The sequence below is a fragment of the Flavobacterium sp. GL_143 genome (assembly GCF_057834355.1).
In genome coordinates, this window is the sequence record NZ_CM174401.1 from 1,331,636 (window position 1) to 1,351,290 (window position 19,655).

Consider the following 19,655-nt stretch of genomic DNA (forward strand, 5'->3'; position numbering starts at 1 on the left):
AAGTTTGCAAAAATTACGGCATAGAAATTGTAAGAAATATGTCAATTAAATAGATGTTATGATTGTAAAAAATACCACATTATCAGTACTCCTGTTGTCTACAATGGGTTTGTTTGCACAAGAAGTTGCGCAAACAAACCCAGTTGTAAAGCAGGACATTAAGATTTCGTATTTAGATTCAGTTAAAAATTCATTTGTAAAAGACGATTACGCAGTTCGGGTAGACAGTCTTTGGATGAAAGAATTAGTGAGTTTAGACATATACGAAGATTTATCTAAAGATATCCAAACAATTAATACCGATGCAAAGGTAGATTATGAATTGCCAACCGAGTTGTTAAAGCAACGTCTTGAGGCAATGAATGAGAAATCACCCTTTAATATTCAGTATAATCAAGGGTTGGAAAATATCATAAAGTCATTCTTAAAGAATCGTAAAAAATCATTTTCGCGATTAATGGCCTTATCAGAATATTATTTTCCAATGTTCGAAGAAGCATTTGCTAAGCAAAACGTTCCTTTAGAAATTAAATATTTAGCCGTTGTAGAATCAGCTTTAAACCCAAAAGCAGTTTCTAAAATGGGAGCCACAGGACTTTGGCAGTTTATGTACCACACTGGTAAACAATATAATCTAAAAATAGATTCGTTTATTGATGAGCGTAGTGATCCATTAAAAGCATCTACTGCAGCTGCAGATTATATGTCAAAAATGTACAAAATTTTTGGCGATTGGGAGCTAGTTTTAGCTTCTTATAACTCAGGTCCAGGAAACGTATCCAAAGCGATTCGTCGTTCAGGAGGAAAACAAACCTATTGGGATATTCGTAGTTACCTTCCTAAAGAAACACAAGGATATGTTCCGGCATTTTTAGCTACAATGTATCTTTACGAATATCATAAAGAACATGGTATTGTTCCAGATAGAGCAGTTGTACAACACTTTCAAACAGATACGGTAAGAATTAAAGAAAAGATGAGTTTTAGGCAAATATCTAATTTATTAGATGTTCCCGAAGCACAACTTCAGCTTTTAAATCCATCTTATAAACTGAATGTAGTTCCTTTTTATCAAGACGAAGAGCATTTCTTGAGATTGCCAAAAGATAAAGTGGCTATTTTTACTTCAAACGAAGACAAAATTTACGCTTATCTTAATCATGAATCAAGTTCTAAAATAAATAGACTGCAAACATTAATTGCAGCTACAAAATTGGCTTCGCCTAAAACAAACCAAACTGTTGTTTCAAAAACACAAATTTATAAGGTTCGTTCAGGAGATAATTTAGGTTCAATTGCAAGTAAATATGATGTTTCAATTAATCAATTGAAGAAATGGAACAACCTAAAGAGCAATTCAATTGCACTTGGGAAAAGTCTAAAGATTATTTCGGAAAGCAAAATTATCAAGAAAGATATCAATGAAGTAAAATTGGTTCCTGCGGTTGATAAAAAACATACAGAAGAAGCAATTGCTAGTGTTGATGATAAAAAAACAACGGAATCTCAGCCGTCACTTTACGTGGTACAAGCAGGAGATAATTTAAGCACAATCGCTAAGAAATTCAATGTTTCTTTATCAGATTTAAAAGAATGGAACGGTTTGACTCCAGAGAATATGGATATGATTGCTTCAATGAAAAAATTAGTAATTCATTCTAATATTCAAGAACCATCTGAAACTCCAGAAATTATTGTTGCATCAAACAACATTAATACTTTCAAGAAAAAAACAGATGTTGTAAAAAATGTTGGAGTTGATTACTATGTAAAAAAAGGAGATTCGTTATATAGCATTGCCAAAAAATATCCAGGAGTAACTATTTCTGATATTAAAAAATGGAATGATATCGAAAACGGAGCTATTAAACCAGGAATGAAGCTCAAAATAAACGGATAATCAAAAATTGTATATAAATTTGGGTTTTATTTCATAACTTAACTAAAAATTAAAGATGAATAAAACCCATTTTTTATTGCTAATACTTCCGTTTTTGTTTTTCTCATGTCTAAAAAAGAATGAGAAAATACATCAGCACAACGATAGCAGTAAAATAAACACAATCTCGATTATTATAGATGATCAGTTGTGGTACGGAGAAGTGGGGGATAGCATCAGGAATAAATTTGCTTCACCAGTTGTAGGTCTTGTTCAGGAAGAACCATTATTTACCATAAATCAATATCCAGCCAAACTACTAGAAGGTTTCATGACCGATGGGCGAAATATTATTGTAGTTAAAAAATCGAATACAAGTAAGTTCGAAATCACTAAAAACGTTTATACATCACCACAAAATGTATTTCGTATATCAGGAAAATCAGTTTCGGATATTATAGAAGCGTTTGAAATACACACACCTCAGATAATTCGAATAATTAGGGAAACCGAAATAGCCGAATGCCAAAAAAACAACAGTAAATCACTGTTAGATGGTGCAATTCTCAACAATAAGTTTCATATAAAGTTAGATGTTCCCACAGGATATGAATATGCATTGCATAAACGTAACTTTCTTTGGCTAAAAAAAGAAATGGTAAGCGGTAGTACCAGTTTACTTATTTACCAGGTTCCAATAACAAGTATTACCAAGAACTCCGATATTGTTGGCAACATCGTAAAAATGCGGGATTCAGTAGGAAGGTATATAAAAGGTCGTGAACCCAATACTCAAATGATTACCGAAGAAGCCTACGCGCCTTATTTCTCTAAAATCACCCTAGACGGAAAAACTACTTATGAAACCAAAGGTACTTGGGATTTAAGAAATGATTTCATGACAGGACCTTTTATTAATTATGCAATTATTGATAAAGCCTATAACCGAATACTCGTACTCGAGGGATTTTGTTATTCTCCATCCAATGAAGAGCGAGATTCGATGTTGGAACTAGAAGCCATTATAAAATCGGTTAGAATCAATAAGCGATAATACTCTTTTAAAATAAAATCAGATTATACTATTACAACATGAAACCAAATTGGAAAATTAAGCCTTTTGAGGCATTAACTGTTCACGAACTATACGATACCCTCAAATTACGAAGTGAAGTCTTTGTATTAGAGCAAAACTGTGTTTATTTAGATCTAGATGGGAAAGACAAACTTGCTTTACACCTAATAGGCGAATATGAAGGCAAAATTGTGGCTCATGCACGTCTTTTTGATGCCGGAATTAGTTTTGATAACGCCTCGATAGGAAGAGTTGTAGTAAGCCCGGATTATCGCGATAAAAAATGGGGACATGATTTAATGACTGAAGCAATTGCAGGAATTAAAACCCATTTTAATAAAACCGATATTACTATTGGAGCACAGTTATATCTGAAAAAATTCTACGAAAGCCATGGTTTTGTACAAACCAGCGAAATGTATTTGGAAGATGATATTCCGCATATAGAGATGATAAAAAACTAGTTTGTAAGAGCTTTTAATTTTTCTTTAAGTGCCCTGTTTTCTGTTCTTAGCAACTCAAGTTGCTTAAAAATAGAATCGGGGATATTAAACTGATCGATTATACTGCTATTATCGCCATTAGGCTCATAAATAGTTTCTTTTTCTACACCCAAAACTTTAGCTATTTTTAGCCATTCTACCTCCGAAATGTTTTTGCGTCCATTTTCTCTTCGGCTGTAATTAGATTGTGTCATGCCAATTAAATCTGCTAGTTTTTCCTGAGAGAATCCCTTGTTTAATCTTACTTGTAGCAGTTTCTTTTTGGTCATTTTTCTTTTTAGTTTGCTGCAAAAATGAGGAAATATTTTTTTTAGAACAATACCCACTTTTAATGATATTTTGAAAGTTTTAGTTAATTATACAAGCTTTTTATACGCGTGAATCCTTTAAGCTTTACATAATTCGCATAAAAATGCATAAGGATTATTTTCATTAGCGTCTATTTTTGAAAAACTAACTTGTTATCATTTCAAATCTCGGATAGCCCAGTCGACAGGCAAAAGAGATAAGAAATGCTTAATGCAGATTAGTACAAAATTTAAATCTAACCGTAAAAATTAAAAACGATGAAAAAAATTAACGAAGACAAAAAGAAAAAAACAATCAATGATTTATTAGATAAAAAGTTTGAGCGTTTAGAGAAAATTGTTGGAGGAGGTAATTCTTCTGGGGCTTGTACAGCTAGTAGAGATTGTACAGGTGTTGTAACAGCAGTTTAATAATACAAAAGGAGGTTAATGTTTTACATTGCCTCCTTTTTTTAAATTTTTCAAGCAATGCAAAAAAGTATGGAAGAAAGTTTGAGTAATGTACTCAATTATAAGAATGAAGATGTTGTAGATAGATTTTTAAAGTTTTATAAAATAGAAGAATCAGAAGCAGTTAGCATTTTTCAGGAAACAAAAAAATGGCTTTGGTTATGCTCTAATGTAAATTTTAATTTTATTAGTGATGACTCTATAGCTATAATGGACGAAATGTGGCATAATTTTATTCTTTTTACAAAAGATTATAATGAGTTTTGTCAAACTTATTTCGGACAATATATTCATCATCAGCCAAAAACCAGAAAAGAAAACGAAGAGTGGAATAAGGATATTGAGAAAAGTCTAAAGGATTATAAAATAGCTTTAAAGAAACAATATGAGCTTATTTATGATAATTTAGGCGAAGAAACATTAAACAAATGGTATGTAGAATTTGCAGATAAATATACTGGTACATACATGAAGTCAATTACTAAATAAAATATGAAGAAAGTTATTCTTTTGTTATTGCTGTTTTTATTCAATTTCAGTTTTGCACAAACATCAAAATCTAGTTTCACATTAGAGAACCGAAAAATTACGGATTACCCTTTTAATCCAGTTATTTCGGAAAAGATAAATGAAAAGATAGTTTTAAAAAAAGAATACCAATTTCTTGATTCTTTAAATTTCCGCAGTATTCATTACAAGTCTTTTGACAACCTAAAACTTAGAGGTTTTTTAATAGAACCTAAAAAGAAAGGGAACTATCCCGTTTTAATATACAATCGCGGTGGTAACGGTAATTTTGGTGCAGTTAATTCTGTTTTTTTAACGGAGTTTCTTAGCAAAATTGCCAATGAAGGTTATATTGTTATTGGTTCTCAACTCCGTGGAACTTCAGTAAGTGAAGGCGTAGACGAATTTGGTGGTAAAGATGTAAATGATGTCTTAAGCCTTTTTGATATTATAGATCAATTACCAAATGCCGACAAAAACAGGATTGGTGTTTTTGGATGGAGTCGTGGCGTTATGACTAATTTCTTGATGCTAAAAAAGACTAATCGTATAAAAACCAATATAGTAATTGCAGGACAGGCTGATTTAATCGAAACAAAACGTCCAGAGATGTTTGGGGTTTATAGAGAAAGAATTCCTGGTTACGCCAAAGATTCTGTTGCAGCCTTAAAAACCCGCTCTAGTTTACTGGCAATAGATTCTATCCAGAATAAAAAAGTATCCCATTTTATTATTCAGGGTAATAAAGATGTAAAAGTTGATATTAGTAATGCCTTTGCTTTTTATTCCAAATTAAACTCAAAAGAATATACTACGCGCTTACTAGTTTATGAAAATGAAGGACATGATTTAGAAATTGTGAACGATAATTTGTTAAATCAGATAGCCGATTGGTTAAAGAGATATTTATAGAATACTTTTGTTCCTGTAAGAATATAGAAACAATTTAAAATTTAATAAATGAACATCTTTAGGTATTTTATAATAGCTTCATTCTCGTGTTTTGTTATGAATGCACAAAATGGAGAAGATTTCCATTTGCAAAAAGCAGGATTTGATAAAATAACTCTAAAGACAAAGAAGGATACAATTGTGTTTTTAATGTCTAAAAGTGAATCTAAAGTACCAAAACCAACCATTTTATTTGTTCAGGGTTCGCTGCCTTTACCAGTGATTTTTTATGATCAGGAGGTAACGAATTCCTTAATTCCGTTTAGTATTAAAGGGTATTCCGAAAAATTTAATTTTGTCATTATTGCCAGAAAAGGAATTCCTATAATGGGCACTTATGATAGAGACGCAAACGGTTATGTTGATGAAAATGGAAAAGTACCCCAAGAATATATCAAAAATAATAATCTAGGGTATAGAGTTAGTCAGGTACAAGCTGTTATAAACTATTTATACAACGATAAAAGGTTTAAAAAAGATTCAATCTTTGTTATAGGGCATTCAGAAGGTTATAGAGTGGCTTGTAAACTAGCAGAGACCGATACAAAAATTGCAAAACTAGTTTGTATGTCCGCAGATCCTTTTAATAGAGTAACCGAAAGTATTTTGCGAGAGAGAGTTAAAGGTTTCGGAACAAATAATGATGAAGCTTCTCAATTAGAAATTGATAATTTAATCGATGATTATAAAAACATTCCAGCAAATAGAATAACGTTTAAGGATGACATAGATTTTAATAACTGGCTGAGTTATAACGAAAACATGAGTTATGAAAGCCTACGGAGATTTAAAAAACCTATAATGGTTGTGTATGGATCTGCTGATATTGGTTCAGTACACAATGATTTACTACCTTTTTTATTACCTAAAAGCAATATTAAACTCAAAGCATATTCTAATTACGGTCATAATTATGAAAAGAAAGAATTTGATACTAATGGAAACCCTTTAGAAGATAGTTATCATTGGGATGAAGTGTTTAAAGACGTAGTTAATTGGCTCACTTTATAGTTTTGTAAATTAGCTAGTTGATAGTAATTAACATTAGCTCATAGACTTGTACTTTTATAAAAAAATGCCAAAAGAAAAAATATTCCTTTTGGCATTTTTTTATAAAACCAATCTTTATTCAATTACATTTTTAAGATAGATTTATATTCCGTTTGGTTATTTAAAACTCCAACCGCCTTTTTAATCTCTGAGTTGTTTTTAAGATAATATTGATACAAACCTTCTTGATATTGGTATCTTTTTATTAATTCTTCCAAAATCAGATTTTTGATTTCTTTTTGGTTCTTGTCAAGTAAAGTAGTTTCGCTTTTCTCCAGAGCATTAAGTAATTGCTGATATTCAGAAGTAATAGTCTCGTCTATTTTTTCTTTTTTGGCTGCAGCCAAAGTGTTTTTTAAAGCCACTTCAGTTTCAGTATCAAAAGTAATTTTGTTAGTTTTCAAAAACTGTTTGAAGCTATTATAATCAGCATCAGTTATTGTCGGAATTTGAGTTCCAAGATTTGGATTCTTATAGTAATAACTAGTAGCATAGTCAAAAATACCATCGTTTTTAAGCAACGCATTAGTAATTGCACTCAATTTAGTTTCGTCTAATTCGATATCAGGCATAACCCCACCGCCATCATAAACAGTTCTTCCTTTTCTGGTTTTAAAAGCATTAAAGTTTTTAGCATCAGTTTTTGTAGCCACACCATTTTTGTCTTTATGTGCATAATCCAGTGCCTGAATGCATCTTCCGGAAGGAGTATAATAGCGAGAAATTGTTACTTTTAGTTGAGTTCCGTAAGTAAGATCAACAGAACGTTGTACCAAACCTTTACCAAAACTACGACTTCCTAAAACCACGGCACGATCTAAATCCTGCAAAGCTCCCGATACAATTTCAGATGCCGAAGCACTTCTTCCGTTAACCAAAATAGCCAATGGGATTTGTGTGTCGATAGGTTCTTTAGTAGTTTTATAAGTGTTGTTATGCTTTTCGATTCTAGATTTTGTTGTTACAATAACTTCATTCTTTGGTACAAAAAGATTACAAATGTTTACAGCTTCATTAAGAAGTCCACCTGGATTTCCTCTTAAATCCAAAACTATCTGAGTTGCTCCATCGCGTTTAAGTTGTTCTAATGCGGCTTGAGTTTCGGCAGAAGCTTTACGGCTAAAATGTGCCAAAACAATATAACCCGTTTTAGCATCAATCATTCCGAAAAATGGAACAGACTTAATGTCTACTTCATCCAAAACGATATCCGTAGTATTCGTTTTTCCCTGGCGAAGATATTTAATAGCGATCTTAGTGTTTTTAGCACCTTTTAGCAATTGCGAAGCATCATCCTTAAAATCGGCAATCAACACATCACCAATCTGGATGATTTCGTCACCAGCTTTAAGTCCGGCTTTATCGGCAGGATAATCTTTGTATTGTTCTTTAATAATCAATCGGTCTGCCTTTCGGGTAATGAGCGCGCCAATACCAGTATATTCTCCCGTATTGTTGATTTTAAAATTTAAAACATCTTGTTCATTAAAGTAAACAGTATAGGGATCTAAACTAGCCAACATGCTTTTAATGGCTTTATCCATTAAATCACCAGGATTGGTTTCGTCCACATAATTAGTGTTTACAGCTTTAAATAAAGTTGTAAAGATTTCTATTTGCTTTGCGATTTCGAAGAAGTCGTCTTTAAAACTAGTTCCAACGAACAAAAAACCAGCTGCAACAATAGGGATTATAAATTTTTTTTTGAAAAACGCGACCATGTTTGTGATTTATCTTAAATTTCAGAGTACTAAAATAAGAATAATTCAGCAACATTAACGAGAGTCTATACCGAAACACGTTTTTGAGTGGTAAAATCTATTGAATCGAATCGTTTTGTACGTCCGTTTCAGTTTCAGGAATAGGTTTTGGGTTTATCTGAAGCACAAATTTTTCAAACAATTGAATCGTTTTAGTATTGATTTCTTCATAAGACAGTCTGTCTTTTGTTTGATAAAAGAACATAAACGAATAAGGCTTGTCTAAATTGTCAAGTAAGATATGCTTGTTTAAACGATAAGTTTCGCGCAAAACGCGTTTGAAGTAATTACGATCAACAGCTTTTTTAAAATATTTTTTAGACGTCGAAACACCCATTTTTATTTTCTCATCTTGCTTTATATCACCAGAATAATAAACCAATCGCAACGGATATTTAGACACCGATTTTCCTTCAGAAAATAGTAGTCCAATTATTGTTTTGCTTTTTAGTCGTTCGTTTTTTGGGTAAGTAAAGCTCATTTTTTGATTTTGAAAAAACTGTGGATTATGCAACAAAGGTACAATTTAACAACAAACCTATTATTATTTGCGATTTAATTAGAGCTAAAAATATATTTATTACTTTTGCAGCTAATTTTTTAAGCATGCAAAAACTAATTTCGTACCCCATTTCCGTTATTTATTATTTGTGTTTTGGATTTTGTTTAGCAATTTTCCATCCAATTCAATGGGTTTGTTTTAATGTTTTTGGTTACCAAGCACATAAAAAAAGTGTAGATTACCTTAATTTCTTTTTGGTTAGATGTACAAACCTAGTTGGTACAACGTATAAATTTGAAAACAGAGAATTAATTCCAACTGGAGTTCCTATTATTTTTGTTTCAAATCATCAAAGCATGTACGATATTGTGGCAATGATTTGGTATTTACGTCGTTTTCATTGTAAATTTGTAAGTAAGAAAGAGTTAGGTTCAGGAATACCAAGTGTATCTTATAATTTACGTCATGGAGGTTCCGTCCTAATTGACCGTAAAGATCCTAAACAAGCCATTCCTGCTATTAAAGGATTGTCTGAATATATTGAAAAAAATAATCGTGCTGCCGTAATCTTCCCCGAAGGCACTCGAAGTAAAACTGGAAAACCAAAGGAATTTGCTCAAAACGGTTTGAAGATATTATGCAAATATGCACCATCTGCATATGTTGTACCTGTTAGTATTAATAACTCATGGAAAATGGTAAAATTCGGCTTTTTTCCTGTGGGTTTAGGAAATCATCTTACCTTTACCATCCATAAACCGTTAGCGGTGAAGGATTACGATTTTACAACGATAATGGAAAAGTCGGAAAAGGCTGTAGTAGAAGGAGTTAAAATTTAAATTATATAAAATGTCTATAAAGAACATTCGATTAGAAGTGATGCAGTTTTTAGAGAAAAACGTAGACAGCTTCGTTGAACAGTATTTAATACCTGTTGAAAAGATTTGGCAGCCGTCAGATTTTTTACCCAATTCTGAAAAAGATACTTTTTTTGAAGAGGTAAAAGAACTACGCGAAATAGCAAAAGAATTACCATACGATTTCTGGGTAACTTTAGTAGGTGATACAATTACCGAAGAAGCTTTACCAACATATGAATCTTGGTTAATGGATGTAGAAGGTATTAATCAGGTTGAAAATGGTGGAAACGGTTGGTCTAAATGGATCAGACAGTGGACTGGTGAAGAAAACCGTCACGGTGATTTGCTAAACAAATACTTGTATTTGTCTGGTCGTGTAAATATGCGCGAAATAGAAATGACTACACAACATTTAATCAATGATGGTTTTGATATCGGAACAGGAAGTGATCCATACAAAAACTTTGTGTACACTAGTTTTCAAGAGCTTGCAACGTATGTTTCTCATAACAGAGTAGCACAAATGGCTAAGAAATATGGCGATAACAAATTGTCTAAAATGTGTAAAATGATTGCTGGTGACGAAATGCGCCATCATCATGCATATAGCGAATTTGTTACTCGTATTTTTCAAGTTGATCCTAGCGAAATGATGCTTGCTTTTCAATACATGATGAAGCAAAAAATCGTTATGCCAGCGCATTTCCTTAGAGAATCAGGGCAAAAAATAAGTTCTGCTTTTGAGCAATTTTCTGATTCAGCACAACGTATTGGTGTTTACACTGCTAGCGATTATGTAGATATCATGCAAAAGTTAATTGACAAATGGGAAATTGACAAAATTGGTGGTCTTACAGATGAAGCTGAAAAAGCGCGTGATTACTTGATGAAATTACCAGGAAGAATGGCAAAAATATCCGAAAGATTAGTTATTCCTCAAGAATCACATATCTTTAAATGGGTAGAGCCTGCAAGACTTTAAATTTTAAATTTCTGATTTTGAGTTTAGATTTAGGATTTTAAATTGAATTTCTATTTTGAAGCTGAACTTTGAAAAAATATAAATATTTATGTTGATTGTTAAGGTTTTCAAGACTTTGACAATCAACATTTTTTATTTAAAATAAGGATTTAGAGGTAATTTTTTTATTTAAATCCTGTTAATCTGCAAAATCTGTATACTATTTTTAGTCTTGCAGAGAAGCACTAATTAAATACATGAATATGAATAATTCTGAGATAATAAGTAAAACAATCACTTTTGTAAAAGAAAAACTAAATGATGCCGAAGGAGGGCATGATTGGTTTCATATTGAGCGAGTGTATAAAAATGCACTTTTAATCGCTAATAACACACCTTGTGATGTTACAGTGGTAAAATTAGGTGCTTTGCTACATGATATTGCCGATAGTAAGTTTCATAACGGAGATGAAACTATTGGACCAAGAACAGCAAGATTGTTTTTAGAGTCAGAAAATGTTTCGGAAGAGATTATAGCGCATGTTGTAAGTATTATAGAAAACATATCATACAAAGGAGGCAATTTTGAAAAGAAATTTAATTCGACAGAATTAGATATCGTACAAGATGCAGACCGTTTAGATGCTATTGGTGCAATAGGTGTTGCAAGAGCGTTTCATTACGGAGGGTTCAAGGATAGAACTATCTATGATCCTAATATTGCTCCGATTACCAATATGACTAAGGAAGAATATAAAAAGAATAATGCACCAACAATTAATCATTTTTATGAGAAATTATTGCTGCTAAAAGATAAAATGAATACCGAAACAGGAAAGGAAATTGCTGCCGAAAGACATCGTTTTATGGAAACATTCCTTTCGCAGTTTTATGCTGAGTGGGAAGGAGTGAAGTAGTATTAGTATTCAGTCTCAGTATTCAGTTTTTAGTGAAATGTAAACTCTGAAAAGTAATCAGTAAGAAGAGTTTAGTTTGTCAGGTTGAGCGGAGTCGAAGCCTTTTAAAAAAAAGAGCCTAAGTTTATGTATAAAACTTAGGCTCTTTTTTTTAGTCTTTTAAGCTATAAAGTATTTTTTGGAAATCTGCTTTATACTTGTCTTTGTTCTCCATAGAGCACCAGGATAAAACTTTGTAAAAAGCGGTTTTTGTTTCTACAATCCCAACAAAGTAGTAAATGCTATTATTGATTTCTTTGTCAAAATAACTTGCATCACATTCGATAAAACTGATCTCTCCTTTTTTTGTCGATTTTGGTTTTGATACATTTCTTTTTTCTTCATCTTTTAGAAAGTCTTTAATGAAATCCTCGTAAAATTCGTTAGTAGAGGTGTAGTTCATTTCAAGAAGTTTCAACTCTTCTTTAGTATCAAAAATGACAACTCCATAAATATCTTTTACAACGTTTTTATACTGTATGGCAGCAGAGCTGTTTAAATCAGCAGTTTTGCTCATATAATCAGGCAAACTGATATCAAAAGTGTGTCCTGCTTTATACTCTTTAAAAGTGCTTTGAGAGAAAATAGCTGTACTCATAAAAAGTGTAGCTATTAAAAATAAAGATGTTACTGTAGTTTTCATTTGGAATATTTCTTGGTGGTTTTGGTTATGAATGATTAGTAGAGGCGCACCGCAGTGCTTCTTTGATTATATAATACCTTTTTCTATCATCTCAAGCATTACTGGAGATGCATTTTTAAAAGTCGGAGCTTGTTCGATAATACTTCCTACATTCTTTTTATTTACTTTAAAAGTAATATCAGCATCGGTTGTAAACAATAAAGCCGTTAAAAATGGATTCTTGATGTAAGGAGTCAGAACAATAAAAGCTTCATCAAGAGTATGGAAACTTTCTATTTCTTCTGTTTTATAACGTGCCGTAAGAGAAACACCGTAAGTGTTGTCTTCGTTGATGACAAGACGGAAATAGATGTTTTTTATTTCGGTGTCACCAATGGTTTTAGCCAATGTAAGTTTAGCAAAAGTTCCGCTCTGGATACTTTCTTTTACTTTTTGCCAAAACTCTTTTAATATAGGTTCGTAAGACATGATATTGTTTTAATATTATTTATTGTTTTAACGGTTTAATGACTCAACCGCTAAGATTTGTAGGAGTCTTGATTTTACCGCAAAGAGCGCAAAGTTATACGCAAAGTTCGCAAAGCTTTGTTTAGATTTTCCTTAGTGTTCTTTGCGTATAACTTTGCGCTCTTTGCGGTTAAAAAACCTTTATTTCCCTGTAAACTCAGCTTTCCTTTTTTCTAAGAATGCTGTAGTTCCTTCGATGAAATCTTTAGTTCCAAAGCATTTACCAAAAGATTTTATTTCAGTTTCAAAACCATTTTTGCCATCTTTATAATTAGCATTTATAGCTTTAATCGCTTTAGAAATAGCGTATGGAGCATTCTTGATTATCTTTTCTGCAATACCGTTGCAATAAGCAATAAGTTCAGCCTGAGGTACTACGTGATTTACTAATCCGTATTGTTTAGCTTCTTCAGCGTTAAGCATTCCTGCAGTCATAATCATTTCCATAGCACGACCTTTACCAATAAGTTGAGGTAAACGTTGTGTTCCTCCATATCCAGGAATAAGTCCTAGAGAAACTTCTGGTAATCCCATTTTTGCATTATCAGAAGCAATTCGGAAATGACAAGCCATTGCCAGTTCTAATCCGCCACCAAGAGCAAAACCATTTACGGCTGCAATAACTGGTTTCTTTAAATTTTCGATAAAATCAAATAATTTCTCCTGACCTTCTGCTGCCAAAGCTGTTCCTTCTTCGATAGAATAATTAGCAAATTCTGAAATATCAGCTCCGGCTACAAATGCTTTTTCTCCGCTTCCAGTTAATACAATCACACGAATGTCATTGTTTTTTGCCAATAATTTAAATGCTTTTTGCAAATCATTAATCGTTGTTTTATTCAAAGCATTAAGCTTCGTAGGGCGATTAATTGTAACGGTTGCAATTTTCTCTTCGATTGAGACTAGTATATTTTCGTAGTTCATGATACTGTTATTTATGAGTTTGTAATTGGTAATGTAACCGTAAATGTGGTTCCTTTTCCGTATTCTGTTTCAAAGGTAATTGTTCCTTTATAATTTTCGATAATGTTTTTTATAATTCCGAGACCAAGACCCATTCCGCTATTCTTTGTGGTAAACTTTGGTTCAAAAACGCGGTCAACATCTTGTTTTTGTATTCCTATTCCGTTGTCTGTTACAGTAATTTCAACATTGTCGCCTTGTCTTTTTACAGTAACCAAAATCGATTTATAATGTTGGATTTCTGGAATGGCTTGTGTAGCATTTTTAACCAGATTGGTAATGATTCGGATAAGTTGTGTTCTATCCATTTTCGAAATAATCTCTTCCTCTTCACTTTGGAAAACAATATATTCTTCATTAAAGATATCTAGCGAAAGTTCAACCACTTCCACCACATTTAATGTTTCGTTTTGTTGTGCAGGCATCGAAGCAAAATTTGAAAATGCCGAAGCCACAGCTGTCATGGTATCTATTTGCTGAATTAATGTTTCGGAGTAATCATTCAGTTTTTGCTTAACATCAGGAGCCGTTGGGTCAAATTTTCTTTGGAAACTTTGTACTGTCAAACGCATTGGCGTAAGCGGATTTTTAATTTCATGCGCTACTTGTTTCGCCATTTCGCGCCAAGCTTCCTCACGTTCGCTTTGAGCTAGTTTTATGGCGCTTTTCTCGAGTTTTTCCACCATTCCGTTGTAAGACTTGATTAGGAAGTTAATCTCCTTACTGCTGGCCTCTAAAACAATCATTTCGTTTTTCTGGTTCAGGTTGGTCTCACTCAACTTATCCGAAATGGTTTTTAATGATTTGGTGATGTAGGTTGATAGGAAATAAGCCAGTGCAAATGCTACAATAAGCATAAATGAATAAACCTGACCTAAACGGATAAGGAAAGTATTGAGCTCATTTTCATAATACCCATCATCTTCAATATATGGTAAGTTCAAAATTCCGAGCGGTTTGAATTTTTCGTCTTTTATTAAACTATATGAAGAACGGTTTTTTACACCATCTTGAGTTTTTATATCGACAAAGCGCTTTTCTATAGAAGAACGCACTAGTTTTAAAATGTATTCAGGGATTGGCGGCGAAACTTTATCAACAGCAAATGATTCTTTGGATGATTTTAAAAGTTGCCCTTTAAGACTATAAATGTTGATTTCGATATTATGAATTTGTGCTAATTCATGAATTTTATCTTTAAAAATCAAATCCAAATTGGCAGTTTTTAAAGGATAAGTTGTAGTTGCCAAAACATAATTGATGTGTTCTTTTACTGCATTTTCTTTTCGCTCTAAACGCTCTTGATGATATTCTTTGGCCTCATTCTTAAATTGAATAATCGAAATCGAAGCCAGTAAAACAGAAGCAACAACAATCAATACAATCATCGAAAGGAATATCCTTACACGCAACGAAAGCATCGACATTTTGAAGTTCTTGAACATTTTTTTAGTATTTAGTTTTGAGTTCCAGTCGCAGTTTTAAGTCTCAGTGCTAAACTGGAAACTGCGACTAGTACTGAAGACTATTTATTTTTCTCTCGTATTCTTTTATAAAATTGAAATCCCAGCATGATTAAAACCGAGAATAATATAATCCCGATTACACCATAAATCCAGTTTACAGCATTTTTTAAAACAACCAAAAACACTACAGAAAACAAGATTATCGTTGCTCCTTCATTCCACAAACGCATGAAATTATTAGTGTGTTTTACTTCGTCATTTTGCAATTGCTTAAATATCTGATGGCACTTTCCGTGATATAAATATAATAAAAATACAAAGCAAAGTTTTACGTGCATCCAGGGCATTTGTAACCATGATTTACCTAAATCGGTAAAAAATAACATCCAGAAAGCAAAAATGCTTGCTAAAACTGCCGATGGCCAGGTAATAATATACCATAAACGATACGTCATTATCTTGTATTGCTTTTGCAAAATCTCTTTTTCTGGCGATGGTTTGTCATTGGCTTCGATTTGGTAAACAAATAATCGAACAATATAAAACAATCCAGCAAACCAAGTGATTACAAAGATGAGGTGTAATGACTTTAAGTAGTTATAGTATTCCATTATATATTTATAATTTTGGCCACAACTTGCGTCCAGTATAAAATCTTTTTTCTTTACTCTATTTTCTATTTAGCCCAATCTTTAATCCAGTTGCTTACCGTTACACACCACTCATCATCATCATTTAAACATGGAATAGCTAGGAATTCTTCTCCGCCATTTTCTTGAAAATCTTCTTTGGCGCGCATGGCAATTTCTTCCAAAGTTTCTAAACAATCTGAAACAAAAGCAGGAGTTACTACAGCTAAATTTTTGATTCCTTTAGCTGGCATTTTATTGATTTCAACATCAGTGTAAGGCTCTAACCATTTGTCTCCAGCCAATCGTGATTGGAAAGTTAAACTGTATTTATCTGCAGGAAGTCCTAATAACTTCACGACCTGTCTTGTGGTTTCATAACATTGATGACGGTAGCAAAAATCATGTGCTGGTGATGGCGTATTACAACATGAACCATCGATTTTGCAATGTGATTTTGTTACATCGGTTTTGCGAATATGACGTTCTGGGATTCCGTGGTAAGAAAATAATAAATGGTCATATTCAAACCCAACTAGATTTCTTTTAATAGAATCGGCAAGGTTTTTAATATAATCTGGTTTATTGTAAAAGGCAGGAACATCGGTAAAAGTCATCTGTGGAAACTTCTTTTTACGAATTTCTTCAGCTTTAACCAAAATTGTCAAAGTCGATGCCATTGCGTATTGAGGATATAATGGAAAAAGTAATACTTCGGTAACTCCTTTTTCATGTAATTCCTGAAGTCCTTTTTCAATTGTCATGCTTCCATAACGCATTGACAATGCAACAGGTACATCAACTAAAGGTTGTATTTTCTTTTGCATTCTTTCAGAAAGAACAACAAGAGGAGAACCTTCATCCCACCAAATCTTTTCGTAAGCATGTGCCGATTCTTCGGGTCTTTTTCTTAAAATGATTCCACGAACTAATAATGCTCTCAATAAATACGGAACGTCGATTACGTATTTATCCATTAAAAATTCATCTAAATATGGTTTTACATCTTTTGGAGTTGGACTTTCGGGTGAACCTAGATTTACTAATAATACGCCTTTCATTATGATTTTCTTGCTTTAGGCTTTAAGCTTTAGGCTTTAAGCATTTGTTTGTTTAAATTTTCGTCAAAAGTATGTAATACAACTTTTGAGAAATATGATAAATATTATTTTTTATTTATGTTTTGATATATAAAATTGATGTTGATTTTAAATATTAGTATTTATCGACATCAGATATTTTTTTGGAGTTGTTGCAAATTTCTTTTTAAAAGCTGCAATAAAATGACTTCCAGTGCTATATCCTATTTTTAAACCTACTTCGTTTACATTATAAGAACCACTGTCAAGTAATTTCCGGGCATAATCCATTTTATAGTCGAATAGAAACCCATAAACAGTATCGCCATAAATTTGTTTGAAACCCATTTTTAGTTTCTTCAGGTTCAAACCAATTTCATCGGCTAGTTCCTGTAAACCTGGTGGTTCAGCCATATTGGCGATAATAATTTCTTTGGCTTTTCGAATTTTTAAAACATTGTCTTCATCTATTAAAAACGGACATTGTTCGGCATTCGGATCTTCGGTTCTGTTAAAATATAAACTTAATAACTCGTATCCTTTGCCTTTGTAATACAGGTTTTTTATTGATGGATGTAGATTATAATGAAATAGCTGACTCAGAACAATTGCCATCGATGGACTAATGTTTCCTTCGTTATAATATTTCTTATCTTTATTATCGGCACTTAAAAAAGTGATGTAATCGGCTTCGGTTGAGAATAATGCATGAAATTTCTTAATCGAAATGATTACCGAAATAACCCATGAATTTGGCGAAAGTTCTAAATGGAGAGGTAATTCTTTTTGAGGATTGTATAAAAGTAGCGATTTTTCTTCTTTCAATTCCAATGCATAACTGCCTTGATTGAATAGGAATTTTGCTTTTCCTTTTATACCAAAGTGAAACTGTATCAGCCCACTACCAATCTCTCGCTGGGCATTAAATAACTCCGAACTGTCATTCTGAAAACGAATAAGCGTAAAGTCGTCTTCAATTTTTATAATTTCTTGAGAACTCATAGCGATATTTTTTTTTGCTAAAAATGAAAGTTAATCTCAAATCTTATTTAGAATAACTCTAAATAAAACAATTCTAATGACTTGATTTTGCTGCAAAAATAACGTTTTTTGCATAATAACAACCAATTAGAATTAAAAAAACACATAGCGACACAAAAAGTACTTTGAGCGTTACTTTTATAAATACTATAATGATAATTTTGTTGCACTTTTATGACAAGGGCATTTATGGAAAATAATAACGTATCGAAACATCAGTATTTTTATTCAGTTGGACTGAGCTATAAAAAGGCCGATGCTGCGATTAGGGGTAAGTTTAGTTTAGACGCTGATGCAAAAACGCGCCTGCTGGAACAAGCCAAGAATGAAGGAATTGAAAGTTTAATAGTTACATCTACATGCAACCGTACCGAAATATATGGTTTTGCAGAACATCCTTTTCAACTTATAAAATTAATTTGCGAAAACAGTAATGGTTCTATCGAAGAATTTCAGAAAGTTGGTTTCGTATATAAAAATCAAGAAGCAATTAATCATCTTTTTAGAGTAGGAACTGGTTTAGACAGTCAGATTTTAGGAGATTTTGAGATTATTGCTCAAATTAAAACTAGCTTCACACAATCAAAAGCATTTGGTTTAGCCAATACTTTTATCGAAAGATTAGTAAACGCAGTGATTCAGGCTAGCAAAAAAATAAAAAATGAAACCGAAATAAGTTCAGGTGCAACTTCAGTATCTTTTGCTTCGGTTCAGTATATTATAAAAAACGTTGAAGATATCGGGAACAAGAACATCTTGTTATTTGGTACTGGAAAAATTGGTAGAAATACTTGTGAGAATTTAGTAAAACATACTAAAAACGAACATATCACTTTGATAAACCGTACTAAAGATAAAGCCGAAAAACTTGCTGGAAAATTAAATCTTATTGTAAAAGATTATTCAGAGTTACATCTTGAACTACAAAAGGCCGATGTTGTCGTTGTGGCAACGGGAGCACAAAACCCTACAGTTGATAAAGCAATCCTAAATCTTAAAAAACCTTTATTGATCCTGGATTTATCGATTCCTAAGAATGTAAATGAAAATGTAGAAGAACTGGAAGGAGTTACTTTAATCCACATGGATTATTTGTCGCAACTTACAGACGAAACTTTAGAGAATCGTAAAAAACATATTCCTGCTGCCGAAGCTATCATTGAAGAAATTAAGGAAGAATTTGTAACCTGGACTAAAGGAAGAAAATTTGCTCCGACTATCAATGCTTTGAAAGAAAAACTGAATGCGATAAAAAATTCAGAATTGGATTTCCAAAGTAAAAAAATAGCTGATTTTAACGAGGAACAAGCAGAGATTATCAGCGCAAGAATCATCCAGAAAATTACAACTCATTTTGCCAATCACCTTAAAGATGATAATACTATGGTAGATGAAAGTATCGAATGGATTGAAAAAGTATTTAAAATAGGAGTGAGCGCAAAATAAGATTTTACCATTAAGAGATTAAGAAAAGTTAAGTTTTGTCTAGTCTTAAAAAAATGAACCATTAAGAGATTAAGAAAAATTAAGTTTTTGTATTGTCTTAATATAAATGAATCATTAAG

At 32.3% G+C, this 19,655-nt stretch carries 21 protein-coding genes; 11 read left to right on the forward strand and 10 right to left on the reverse strand.

Annotated features, from left to right (window positions below):
• The first annotated feature begins 58 nt into the window (after positions 1–58).
• The 3 genes from AC3IPI_RS05670 to AC3IPI_RS05680 are packed head-to-tail and all read left to right on the forward strand — an operon-like array spanning position 59 to position 3,418.
• Positions 59–1,900: a LysM peptidoglycan-binding domain-containing protein gene (locus tag AC3IPI_RS05670; RefSeq protein ID WP_039118446.1), complete on the forward strand. Its 1,842-nt coding sequence runs from the start codon at positions 59–61 to the stop codon at positions 1,898–1,900.
• Positions 1,901–1,955: 55 nt separating this feature from the next.
• A complete protein-coding gene (locus tag AC3IPI_RS05675; RefSeq protein WP_409417760.1) occupies positions 1,956–2,933 on the forward strand; it encodes a DUF4837 family protein in 978 nt (325 codons plus the stop codon).
• A gap of 38 nt (positions 2,934–2,971) precedes the next feature.
• Positions 2,972–3,418 (forward strand): GNAT family N-acetyltransferase, encoded by a 447-nt coding sequence (locus AC3IPI_RS05680; protein WP_489157684.1) that lies wholly within the window; start codon positions 2,972–2,974, stop codon positions 3,416–3,418.
• Here AC3IPI_RS05680 and AC3IPI_RS05685 read toward each other — a convergent pair.
• A complete protein-coding gene (locus AC3IPI_RS05685; protein ID WP_489157686.1) occupies positions 3,415–3,726 on the reverse strand; it encodes a helix-turn-helix transcriptional regulator in 312 nt (103 codons plus the stop codon). The two genes, AC3IPI_RS05680 and AC3IPI_RS05685, sit on opposite strands and share 4 nt — an antisense overlap.
• A 297-nt stretch (positions 3,727–4,023) precedes the next feature.
• On the opposite strand from AC3IPI_RS05685, the gene AC3IPI_RS05690 reads away from it, so the two are divergent.
• The 4 genes from AC3IPI_RS05690 to AC3IPI_RS05705 are packed head-to-tail and all read left to right on the forward strand — an operon-like array spanning position 4,024 to position 6,684.
• Complete coding sequence (locus tag AC3IPI_RS05690) at positions 4,024–4,176, forward strand: hypothetical protein (RefSeq protein ID WP_489157688.1); 153 nt, start codon at positions 4,024–4,026, stop codon at positions 4,174–4,176.
• A 57-nt stretch (positions 4,177–4,233) separates the two neighbouring features.
• Entirely contained in the window at positions 4,234–4,704 is a 471-nt protein-coding gene (locus AC3IPI_RS05695; RefSeq protein WP_489157690.1) for a glycine-rich domain-containing protein, read from the forward strand.
• Positions 4,705–4,707: 3 nt separating this feature from the next.
• Complete coding sequence (locus AC3IPI_RS05700) at positions 4,708–5,634, forward strand: alpha/beta hydrolase family protein (RefSeq protein ID WP_489157692.1); 927 nt, start codon at positions 4,708–4,710, stop codon at positions 5,632–5,634.
• A 48-nt stretch (positions 5,635–5,682) separates the two neighbouring features.
• Positions 5,683–6,684 (forward strand): hypothetical protein, encoded by a 1,002-nt coding sequence (locus tag AC3IPI_RS05705; RefSeq protein WP_489157694.1) that lies wholly within the window; start codon positions 5,683–5,685, stop codon positions 6,682–6,684.
• Positions 6,685–6,806: 122 nt separating this feature from the next.
• Here the strand turns inward: AC3IPI_RS05705 and AC3IPI_RS05710 are convergent, their stop codons facing one another.
• Positions 6,807–8,444 (reverse strand): S41 family peptidase, encoded by a 1,638-nt coding sequence (locus AC3IPI_RS05710; RefSeq protein WP_489157696.1) that lies wholly within the window; start codon positions 8,442–8,444, stop codon positions 6,807–6,809.
• 97 nt (positions 8,445–8,541) lie between these two features.
• On the reverse strand, positions 8,542–8,964 hold the full coding sequence (locus tag AC3IPI_RS05715; RefSeq protein ID WP_039113829.1) for a ribonuclease P protein component: 423 nt from the start codon (positions 8,962–8,964) through the stop codon (positions 8,542–8,544).
• Between the two features lie 125 nt (positions 8,965–9,089).
• Here AC3IPI_RS05715 and AC3IPI_RS05720 point away from each other — a divergent pair, with 125 nt between their 5' ends.
• From AC3IPI_RS05720 to AC3IPI_RS05730, 3 genes are all read left to right on the forward strand, one after another.
• Complete coding sequence (locus tag AC3IPI_RS05720) at positions 9,090–9,824, forward strand: lysophospholipid acyltransferase family protein (RefSeq protein ID WP_039113830.1); 735 nt, start codon at positions 9,090–9,092, stop codon at positions 9,822–9,824.
• Between the two features lie 10 nt (positions 9,825–9,834).
• On the forward strand, positions 9,835–10,827 hold the full coding sequence (locus AC3IPI_RS05725; protein ID WP_039113467.1) for an acyl-ACP desaturase: 993 nt from the start codon (positions 9,835–9,837) through the stop codon (positions 10,825–10,827).
• 242 nt (positions 10,828–11,069) lie between these two features.
• Entirely contained in the window at positions 11,070–11,723 is a 654-nt protein-coding gene (locus AC3IPI_RS05730) for an HD domain-containing protein (RefSeq protein WP_489157699.1), read from the forward strand.
• 151 nt (positions 11,724–11,874) lie between these two features.
• On the opposite strand, the gene AC3IPI_RS05735 is transcribed toward AC3IPI_RS05730, so the two are convergent.
• The 7 genes from AC3IPI_RS05735 to AC3IPI_RS05765 all read right to left on the reverse strand — a co-directional run bounded on the left by AC3IPI_RS05735 (position 11,875) and on the right by AC3IPI_RS05765 (position 18,051).
• On the reverse strand, positions 11,875–12,405 hold the full coding sequence (locus tag AC3IPI_RS05735; protein ID WP_489157701.1) for a hypothetical protein: 531 nt from the start codon (positions 12,403–12,405) through the stop codon (positions 11,875–11,877).
• A gap of 66 nt (positions 12,406–12,471) precedes the next feature.
• On the reverse strand, positions 12,472–12,873 hold the full coding sequence (locus AC3IPI_RS05740) for a hypothetical protein (RefSeq protein WP_039118440.1): 402 nt from the start codon (positions 12,871–12,873) through the stop codon (positions 12,472–12,474).
• A 180-nt stretch (positions 12,874–13,053) separates the two neighbouring features.
• On the reverse strand, positions 13,054–13,836 hold the full coding sequence (locus tag AC3IPI_RS05745) for an enoyl-CoA hydratase/isomerase family protein (RefSeq protein WP_039113472.1): 783 nt from the start codon (positions 13,834–13,836) through the stop codon (positions 13,054–13,056).
• Between the two features lie 11 nt (positions 13,837–13,847).
• Positions 13,848–15,263 (reverse strand): ATP-binding protein, encoded by a 1,416-nt coding sequence (locus AC3IPI_RS05750; protein WP_323490260.1) that lies wholly within the window; start codon positions 15,261–15,263, stop codon positions 13,848–13,850.
• A gap of 137 nt (positions 15,264–15,400) precedes the next feature.
• Positions 15,401–15,952 (reverse strand): CopD family protein, encoded by a 552-nt coding sequence (locus AC3IPI_RS05755; RefSeq protein WP_409417764.1) that lies wholly within the window; start codon positions 15,950–15,952, stop codon positions 15,401–15,403.
• 65 nt (positions 15,953–16,017) lie between these two features.
• The gene (gene hemH / locus AC3IPI_RS05760) at positions 16,018–17,031 is read right to left on the reverse strand and encodes a ferrochelatase (protein WP_489157704.1); all 1,014 of its coding nucleotides are present in this window, start codon (positions 17,029–17,031) and stop codon (positions 16,018–16,020) included.
• Between the two features lie 147 nt (positions 17,032–17,178).
• Complete coding sequence (locus AC3IPI_RS05765; RefSeq protein WP_039113478.1) at positions 17,179–18,051, reverse strand: AraC family transcriptional regulator; 873 nt, start codon at positions 18,049–18,051, stop codon at positions 17,179–17,181.
• Positions 18,052–18,279: 228 nt separating this feature from the next.
• On the opposite strand from AC3IPI_RS05765, the gene hemA reads away from it, so the two are divergent.
• Complete coding sequence (hemA, locus tag AC3IPI_RS05770; RefSeq protein ID WP_489157707.1) at positions 18,280–19,536, forward strand: glutamyl-tRNA reductase; 1,257 nt, start codon at positions 18,280–18,282, stop codon at positions 19,534–19,536.
• The last annotated feature ends 119 nt before the right edge of the window (positions 19,537–19,655 follow it).

Coding starts and splice junctions, on each gene's coding strand:
- AC3IPI_RS05670 (WP_039118446.1), top strand. CDS start 59: ATGATTGTAAAAAATACCACATTATCAGTACTCCTGTTGTCTACAATG.
- AC3IPI_RS05675 (WP_409417760.1), top strand. CDS start 1,956: ATGAATAAAACCCATTTTTTATTGCTAATACTTCCGTTTTTGTTTTTC.
- AC3IPI_RS05680 (WP_489157684.1), top strand. CDS start 2,972: ATGAAACCAAATTGGAAAATTAAGCCTTTTGAGGCATTAACTGTTCAC.
- AC3IPI_RS05685 (WP_489157686.1), bottom strand. CDS start 3,726: ATGACCAAAAAGAAACTGCTACAAGTAAGATTAAACAAGGGATTCTCT.
- AC3IPI_RS05690 (WP_489157688.1), top strand. CDS start 4,024: ATGAAAAAAATTAACGAAGACAAAAAGAAAAAAACAATCAATGATTTA.
- AC3IPI_RS05695 (WP_489157690.1), top strand. CDS start 4,234: ATGCAAAAAAGTATGGAAGAAAGTTTGAGTAATGTACTCAATTATAAG.
- AC3IPI_RS05700 (WP_489157692.1), top strand. CDS start 4,708: ATGAAGAAAGTTATTCTTTTGTTATTGCTGTTTTTATTCAATTTCAGT.
- AC3IPI_RS05705 (WP_489157694.1), top strand. CDS start 5,683: ATGAACATCTTTAGGTATTTTATAATAGCTTCATTCTCGTGTTTTGTT.
- AC3IPI_RS05710 (WP_489157696.1), bottom strand. CDS start 8,444: ATGGTCGCGTTTTTCAAAAAAAAATTTATAATCCCTATTGTTGCAGCT.
- AC3IPI_RS05715 (WP_039113829.1), bottom strand. CDS start 8,964: ATGAGCTTTACTTACCCAAAAAACGAACGACTAAAAAGCAAAACAATA.
- AC3IPI_RS05720 (WP_039113830.1), top strand. CDS start 9,090: ATGCAAAAACTAATTTCGTACCCCATTTCCGTTATTTATTATTTGTGT.
- AC3IPI_RS05725 (WP_039113467.1), top strand. CDS start 9,835: ATGTCTATAAAGAACATTCGATTAGAAGTGATGCAGTTTTTAGAGAAA.
- AC3IPI_RS05730 (WP_489157699.1), top strand. CDS start 11,070: ATGAATAATTCTGAGATAATAAGTAAAACAATCACTTTTGTAAAAGAA.
- AC3IPI_RS05735 (WP_489157701.1), bottom strand. CDS start 12,405: ATGAAAACTACAGTAACATCTTTATTTTTAATAGCTACACTTTTTATG.
- AC3IPI_RS05740 (WP_039118440.1), bottom strand. CDS start 12,873: ATGTCTTACGAACCTATATTAAAAGAGTTTTGGCAAAAAGTAAAAGAA.
- AC3IPI_RS05745 (WP_039113472.1), bottom strand. CDS start 13,836: ATGAACTACGAAAATATACTAGTCTCAATCGAAGAGAAAATTGCAACC.
- AC3IPI_RS05750 (WP_323490260.1), bottom strand. CDS start 15,263: ATGATTGTATTGATTGTTGTTGCTTCTGTTTTACTGGCTTCGATTTCG.
- AC3IPI_RS05755 (WP_409417764.1), bottom strand. CDS start 15,952: ATGGAATACTATAACTACTTAAAGTCATTACACCTCATCTTTGTAATC.
- hemH (WP_489157704.1), bottom strand. CDS start 17,031: ATGAAAGGCGTATTATTAGTAAATCTAGGTTCACCCGAAAGTCCAACT.
- AC3IPI_RS05765 (WP_039113478.1), bottom strand. CDS start 18,051: ATGAGTTCTCAAGAAATTATAAAAATTGAAGACGACTTTACGCTTATT.
- hemA (WP_489157707.1), top strand. CDS start 18,280: ATGGAAAATAATAACGTATCGAAACATCAGTATTTTTATTCAGTTGGA.